Origin of the sequence: Aporhodopirellula sallentina SM41 (genome assembly GCF_000346505.1) — a bacterium.
Taxonomy (GTDB): Bacteria; Planctomycetota; Planctomycetia; order Pirellulales; family Pirellulaceae; genus Rhodopirellula; species Rhodopirellula sallentina.
The window spans coordinates 1-7,192 of record NZ_ANOH01000410.1 but is presented as its reverse complement, the minus strand read 5'-3'; the positions used below and the strand labels follow the sequence as shown (position 1 = coordinate 7,192).

Annotated in this window: 5 protein-coding genes; 3 read left to right on the top strand and 2 right to left on the bottom strand. The window is 58.1% G+C overall.

The annotated features are described in order from the left end of the window. Nucleotides 1-604: 604 nt before the first annotated feature. Together RSSM_RS26675 and RSSM_RS26670 are read right to left on the bottom strand one after the other, a co-directional pair. The gene (locus RSSM_RS26675) at nucleotides 605-1,375 is read right to left on the bottom strand and encodes a GntR family transcriptional regulator (RefSeq protein WP_008687087.1); all 771 of its coding nucleotides are present in this window, start codon (nucleotides 1,373-1,375) and stop codon (nucleotides 605-607) included. A gap of 532 nt (nucleotides 1,376-1,907) precedes the next feature. Further along, nucleotides 1,908-3,086 (bottom strand): HEAT repeat domain-containing protein, encoded by a 1,179-nt coding sequence (locus tag RSSM_RS26670; RefSeq protein ID WP_008687085.1) that lies wholly within the window; start codon nucleotides 3,084-3,086, stop codon nucleotides 1,908-1,910. 429 nt (nucleotides 3,087-3,515) lie between these two features. Here RSSM_RS26670 and RSSM_RS26665 point away from each other — a divergent pair, with 429 nt between their 5' ends. The 3 genes from RSSM_RS26665 to RSSM_RS26655 all read left to right on the top strand — a co-directional run bounded on the left by RSSM_RS26665 (nucleotide 3,516) and on the right by RSSM_RS26655 (nucleotide 7,057). Next, on the top strand, nucleotides 3,516-4,274 hold the full coding sequence (locus RSSM_RS26665; RefSeq protein ID WP_390174072.1) for a phosphoadenylyl-sulfate reductase: 759 nt from the start codon (nucleotides 3,516-3,518) through the stop codon (nucleotides 4,272-4,274). Nucleotides 4,275-4,633: 359 nt separating this feature from the next. Further along, nucleotides 4,634-5,608 (top strand): FHA domain-containing protein, encoded by a 975-nt coding sequence (locus RSSM_RS26660; RefSeq protein WP_236621414.1) that lies wholly within the window; start codon nucleotides 4,634-4,636, stop codon nucleotides 5,606-5,608. A 342-nt stretch (nucleotides 5,609-5,950) separates the two neighbouring features. After that, on the top strand, nucleotides 5,951-7,057 hold the full coding sequence (locus tag RSSM_RS26655; RefSeq protein WP_044303739.1) for an SPFH domain-containing protein: 1,107 nt from the start codon (nucleotides 5,951-5,953) through the stop codon (nucleotides 7,055-7,057). The last annotated feature ends 135 nt before the right edge of the window (nucleotides 7,058-7,192 follow it).

The following is a 7,192-nucleotide window of genomic DNA, read 5'->3' as shown; positions in this document are numbered from 1 at the left end:
GGGGAGGCGAGCTTTGCGGTTGCCGCCCGAGCAGCACGTCGCGCCCTGCGGCAAGCTCGGGAAGACCACGCCGCCAACGGTTGGAGCCTTGAGCGATTAAGTCAGGCATGAAAGCAATTCAAGCGTCGCAGAGAAAGAGCCCAAGCCGGTCGGCCCTTATTCGAAATGGTACACATCCACATCCGGTCATCGGCATGAATCATACCAAGCGGTCAATGCGGAGTTAAGCGACACGCAAAAGTAGAGATCAACCCGATCTCGTGAGCCGAAGTGCGTGAGCACTCGGGTTTCGGGCGTGTTGGGTTGGTGACTCGTTTGGCGATTCAACCCGATGCCTGACGGCCGTTCGGCTCACCCACGTAGCTGGTCTTTCCAAGACCGAAGCCTGCGTTGGTTAGTTTGATGTGCCATCGCGTCTTGCTTGGCTCACAGTTTTCAGGTGTGTGTCCGCCTCGGAGATGCGAACCTACGTGTTTTCTTCGTGTGAGCCGAAGTGCGTGAGCACTCGGGTTTCGGGCGGGAGGAGGCTTGGTTGGCGATTCAACCCGAGGCCTTACGGCCATTCGGCTCATGGTGGAACGCTCGCGGCGCTGGAAACTACCGTTTAGCTGGGCGAACTTTCTTCGTCGACTTCCTTTTTGCTGTCTCCACCTTTGGCGGCTTCCTTCTCTGCTTCTTCGGCTGCTTTGGCCGCTTCGGCTTGGTCCATCACGATGAGGCAGTGGTTCAACCCGTACTGGATGTGCTCCACCGCAGCGGCGAAGGCGGCTTCGGGTTGGCGGTTGGCGATGCCGTCAAAGATGTCCTGGTGATGGCCGCACGTTAACCGCATCGACTCGGCATCGTGGATGTGTTTTCGAATGCCGAACACTCGCGTCAGTACTTGCGACTGGGTCGCCGTGTGCACGATGGCTTTGTTGCCGGTCGCTTCGAAGACCCGGATATGGAAACCATAATCAGCCCGGTCGAAGTCACGTTTGATCTCTTTCGTCGTGACCTCCGCGCCACCATCCTGCTGCGCTTGGGTCGCGGCTTTCATCTTTTCGAGTTCTTCGCCGATCGCCGCGATCTGTTCGGGAGTCGCTTTGCGGGCAGCCATTGCCGAGGCACCCGGTTCGATCACTTCGCGAACGCCGTAGATTTCGATCAACTCTTCGCGACCGATCGTCCGAACAACCGCTCCGATTTGCGGGATCAACTCGACAAGGCCTTCATTGGCGAGACGTCCCGCCGCCTCGCGGACCGGCGTAGCACTCACACCGATCTCTTTTCCAATAGGTCCATAGAGTAGTCGTGTGCCGGGCTCGAAATCTCCCGAGATCAAACGGTTGCGTAAGTGCTGGTATGCGCGAACGGAATGAATCTCTTGGCTCAATGTTATGTCCTGCAATCAGATCGGGTGGGGAGTGTTTGTCTTCGACAATCAATAAGTTTGTCATTGTAGCAACGCAAACATACAAGCGGAGCCGAGGAACGCAATGAATACGATAGATTTCCGCATTCTCGTGCCGAAAAAGATGACGTAATCAAACCCTTTGCCCTACCGCGTCGGCTGCGATAAATCGCGGCACACCTCTATAGAATCGCGGGAGGTTTATGCGCGAATGCAAACGCGGTTCGTCTATAGAACGAGAGGCGGTGGGTAGCCCGTGTGCACAGGGGGAGAGAACGTCGTGAAAGCCTTGAGAAGATCCCGCGAGCCAACCAGTCCGTTACGACCAAATCCCAGTGAAGGATAAGCGGTGAAGGATAAGCAATCGCCAAACGAAGTTGCCTGTCCCCGTTTTTATCACGCGGGCTGATCAAGTGAAGATCAATGAGTATCGAAGCGACCACGTCGCTCGGTCGATGCAAGACCGAGACCACGGCAATGCATCGCTCCACGCAAGCAACTGCGGTTAAGCGGCTTATTCGTCGCGGCGAAGGTCGGATCGTGGTGGGTTTCTCAGCGAAGCGAAATACCGACGCCATGCGGATTCGTCATAACCGTAGTCCGCTTCCGGAGCGATCATCTTGACCAGTCGCAGCACTTCGGGATTTCGCGTCGAAACCGTCTTCTCGACCACCTTCGCTCCCTGCGTCAGCCCCGCGCTGCCGTTGTTACCAAAGCCCGCTTGGGTTCCACCGCTGCCTTGTTGGATCTTGGTTTTCTGTTGAGTGATCAACGCGTTGGTGTACACGAACGCGAGTTCCGGATCGGGGAAGTAGGACAACGCACGCGCGGCCGCTTTGACCTGGGCCGGCGAATTGGACTTCAGCAACGGAATGCAAGTGGCCACCGCCGACGATGCGCCATATTCGGTCAACTGGCGAAGTGCCTCTTCGCGGATCAGTTCATCGGGTTCGTACAAACCTGCCTCCACGAGTGCTTTCACCGAAGCCCCGTTGCGAAGGCGACCGAGCAACCGGACATAGCCCAAACGAAGTGTTCGAAGGTTGATCTTCGAACGTCGCGTGCGAAGCAACTCCGCCGCGATCGCATTGGTGGCGAAGGGATCGTCGATCGCTTCGATTTCCGCCATCGCTTCGGCGTCGCCTCGAATCGCGTTGGTGTGCAGTCGCCGAAACTTTCTGATCCATAGTTTCGATTTCTTGTCCGCGTCGTCCTCGTATTCCCGCGCCGCGAGCACCTCCGGCAGAACCCACCTGCCCTTCCTGTCTTCGATCAACCCCTGGCTGCGTCGCAATCGTTCGTAACTGATCCATCCCTTGCCCGAGCGATTTCGGACGAAACCGAGTGCCGCTCGAGCGAGCTCGTGATCCGGTTCCAAATCGATCGTCCGCGTCAGGTGGTAGCGATACTGTGGCAGCAGCGTTTGCGACTTGCACCATCGGGCGAGCTGAAATTGAGCCTCCGGATCGTCTCCGGCCGACGCCGCGCGTTTCCGGTATTCCTCGAGTTCTTCGGACCCGACCGAACGACGCACGTGGGCACCGGCCACCGCGATCGAGAGGTCTTGGTCGATCCGTACGACGACGTGGGAGGTCGATCCGTCCGGCTTCTCCGCTCGCCGTACGTCTCCGGTCAGTTGACCGCCTCCGGACAGTTCGACTTTACCCGCCCATGTGTCCGCGCAAAATGCCATGCATATGCCGACGCAAAGGAGCCCGCTCAGCGTGGTTCGTGGGAGCATGCTGTGGGCGACACGTGGGGATCGTTCGACAGAGACGCGAGAGAGAAAGCAAAACATCGTGAAAATCCCGATCGACGTGGAAGGCGTGGTCACTCTATTTTAACCGATCGAAACGGTTTTTCGCCGATTGCCGCCTGGAATCTGCTCAAGGGACCCCCGAGGTGCGGTCGATGGAGATACTTGACCAAACAGGTCAGGTTTGTATCCTTTCCCGGATCGAAATCCGAAACCGTTCCGTTATTCACTCCCAAAAACGTTTTCTCTGTCGTTGAGCCCGCTATCGTGTCCCGTGACTCCGAATCGTCAAAAACGCTCTCGGCCGAGGAATCCGCTGGTGCTGCGCAGGCTGCTCTCAAGGCGATGGGGGCTGCTCGTGAGACAATGGAGCTGGACAAGGACGGCATTCCGCTGATCGGCGGTGCCCGCGTTGCAGACCCGCCGCTTGAGCCGACGCCGGAATTTCTGGCCGAATTGCAGCGTGAGAGTGAAGCGTTAGAGAACGAAACGCCGCAAGGGATCTTGAAGTGGGCGGTCGAACGCTTCGCACCTAAATTCACGATGGCGACCGCGTTCGGGCCCGAGGGGATGACAATCATCCACATGTTGGCCGAGATCGCTCCCGAGACGCCGATTTTCAACCTCGAAACGGGCTATCAATTCGACGAAACGATGCAGCTCCGCGAACGAGTTCGTGATCGCTACGGCATCACCGTCGAATACAAATACCCGAAGATGTCCGTGGAGGAATTCGAGCGAGAGAACGGCGGGCCGGTCTACCTGACCGATCCGAACCGTTGCTGCTTCGAACGCAAACTGCGTGTCCTGCACGAATCGGCTCGAGGTTGGCACGCGTGGGCGAGCGCGATCCGGCGGGACCAGAGCCCGGACCGGGCAAAGGCACCGATCGTTGGTTGGGACAAGAAATTTCAACTCGTCAAAATCAGCCCGCTGGCCAATTGGACGAAGCAGCAAGTCTGGTCGCTGATTATGAAGGAGAAAATCCCGTACAACCCGCTGCACGACCAGGGCTATCCGAGTATCGGCTGCCAGCCGTGCACGCGTTCGGTGATGGCCGGCGAAGACGAACGGGCGGGACGGTGGAGCGGTTTCCAGAAGACCGAATGTGGGTTGCACAACTAGCGGACCGCTACCGCTAAAGCTTCAGGTTGAGGCCGTAGCGAAAGACGCCAAGTCTTTCGGCGATTCGTAGGGCTAGCCGAAACTCTGGACGGTTTGTCGATTTAATCAAGAGTCAACCTGTTTTCATTTAACCGGTAGCCGTAGGCGACGCTTGACGGAATACAACCTACCCTTCGGGAACGGGTTAAACGAAAATTGAACGGTATTGCCGTTAAACGAATAAATCAACAGCCCGTGGACGAGTATCGCTACTCTCAAATTGAGCTGCCTCGGACAACTGGCCCACACGTAGCATCCCACCCGCGAGCGTGGCAAAATGGTGGCAGACGTTTTCGATACTTTCAATCAAGTTGCTGCCGATGTTCGAGAAACTCAAACGCTTGCTTGGTGCCGCGGACGAACACGCCGGTGAAGCCGCGTCCGCTCACCAAACCATGACGGGCGAAACGCTCGACCAGGAAATCGACGCCATCCGGCAAACGATGGTTGTTGATCCGTCGCGGTTGCGAGAGGAAGTCGACGACACACCCGGCAATTCGCCTCGGCCGGCAACCGGTCGAGCCGCCGGTGGAAAAGTCGGCGTCGCGAGCGGCAAGAAGTCATCCAAACGCACCCCGTTGTACCGGCCGATCCTGCGACCCCCGATGGCGTTTCTTTCGGTTCTCGATGACGGTTCGATCAAAGAGTCGGAGGTGCATCGGCTGCGTGGTGGCGCGGTGGTGCTCGGACGCGAACAGGGTGATATCACGTTCCCGCACGAAGTGCTGATGTCGTCCAAGCACGCTCAGCTCGAATGCCGCAAGCATCGGGGCGGATACCAATGGCATTTCGTTGACCTCGACAGCCGGAACGGATCGTTCTTCCGCGTTCAACGAGCCTATCTACGCAACGCCCAAGAGTTCCTCGTCGGCGGTCACCGGTTCGCGTTTCGGATGCCGTCGCCCGACGGGAAGTTTGATGACACGGTCGGAACGCAGGTGTCCGGTGACGCCAATGACGCTCGCGCGACCCAGTTGGTCACCGAAGTGAAGGTGGCGCTGCCCAAACTCGTTTACCGAGATCCCAAGGGCCCCGAGCAGTCCTACACGCTCGACAGCACCCACATTGTGATCGGTTCGGATCCGTCCACGTCGGCGTTGTCGATCAATGACCCGTATGTGTGTCCGAATCATCTGCAACTGCATCACACGTCCCGAGGTTGGTTGATCGAAGACCTCGATTCACGAAACGGCATCTGGTTGCGACTGCACGACGTCAAACTGGATCAGATCACTGAGTTCCAACTCGGCGAACAACGTTTCTACTTCCGCCCCCCAGCCGCCCGTCACGCGTAGCGCAAACGCAAAAGGCAACTTAAAGTGAGCCGAAGTGCGTAAGCACTCGGGTTTTGGGCGGGAGGGTTTGGAGGCTGGGTTAACGATTCGACCCGAGGCCTTACGGCCATTCGGCTCACTGCCTCGCGCAGTTCGGTTGGATGGTCCCCCACACGCCGATCGGCCCGAATTCTTTAATCTCGCTGATTTTGCGCCATCAAGTCCCCGATTATATGCCTGTTACCTAGCCAGGCCTGCCGCCAACGTGAATTGTTGCTACCGGGCCTGACTCATCACCAATTTGTTATCATTGCGGGCCAGTTCGCCCACGCTCACACGAACCACCAATACAAAGGACTCCAGATGGGATTGTTTGATTTGATCCGCTCCGAGTTGATCGACATCATCGAGTGGATCGACGACTCACAGCACACGTTGGTATGGCGTTTCCCGCGGCACGATAACGAAATCAAAAACGGTGCCCAACTGATCGTGCGACCGGGGCAGATGGCGGTGTTCGTTTACGAAGGCGAAATCGCCGACGTCTATCCGCCGGGGCACTATGAACTGACGACGGCCAACCGTCCGGTGATGAGCACGCTCGAAGGGTGGAAGTACGGCTTCGACAGTCCGTTCAAAGCGGAAGTTTATTTCGTCAGCACGCGGCAGTTGACCGATCTGAAATGGGGAACGCCCAACCCAATTATGTTGCGTGACCCCGAGTTCGGCCCGATCCGAATTCGTGCCTTCGGTACCTACACACTCAAAGCAGTCGACCCGAAAGCACTTCTGACTGAGATCGTCGGAACCGACGGACAGTTTGGGGCCGACGACGTCATGACACTGATGCGATCGGTGATCCAAAGTGCGTTCGCCGACTTGATCGGCAGTTCGCAAATCGCTGCTTTGGACCTCGCGAGTAACTATCAGACGCTGTCCGAGACGCTGCGACAGAACGTGGTCGAACGCATCGATGACGAGTACGGCCTCGATTGCCCGCAACTTTTCATCGTCAACATTTCCTTCCCCGAGTCGGTCGAGAAAGCACTCGACACACGCACGAGCATGGGTGTGCTGGGGGACATGAACAAATTCCAGCAATACCAGATGGGCCAAGCCATGACGGCGGCCGCCGAAGGAGGCGGCGGTGGGGGCGCCGCCGAAGGCATGGGGTTGGGCGTCGGAATGGCGATGGCCAGTCGCATGATGCCACAAATGTCAGCGAACCCCGCCCCGAGCGCGGCACCACCCCCGCCACCCGTGGATGCTTGGTACGTGGCGGTAAGCGGAGAAACCAAAGGCCCATTCTCGACCGACCAGATGCGTTCGGGCATCACCAGCGGAGAGGTGAATGCACAAACAATGATTTGGAAAGCCGGCATGTCGGGCTGGTCGGCCGCCGCCACCATCCCCACCTTCGCCACCGCCCTGTCTGCCTCAACGCCCCCACCCCCGCCGCCTGCCCCCTAGGTCCGATCCGAACCAAGAATAACCGTAGCCGGAGTCGCCAAGGCTTCGGAGAGTTGTTAGCGATTAGCTTTTAGCTCCCCCCAACGTTTCCGTCTTGGGCTTGCCCCGGCGGAGCCACAACTGACAGTTACCACC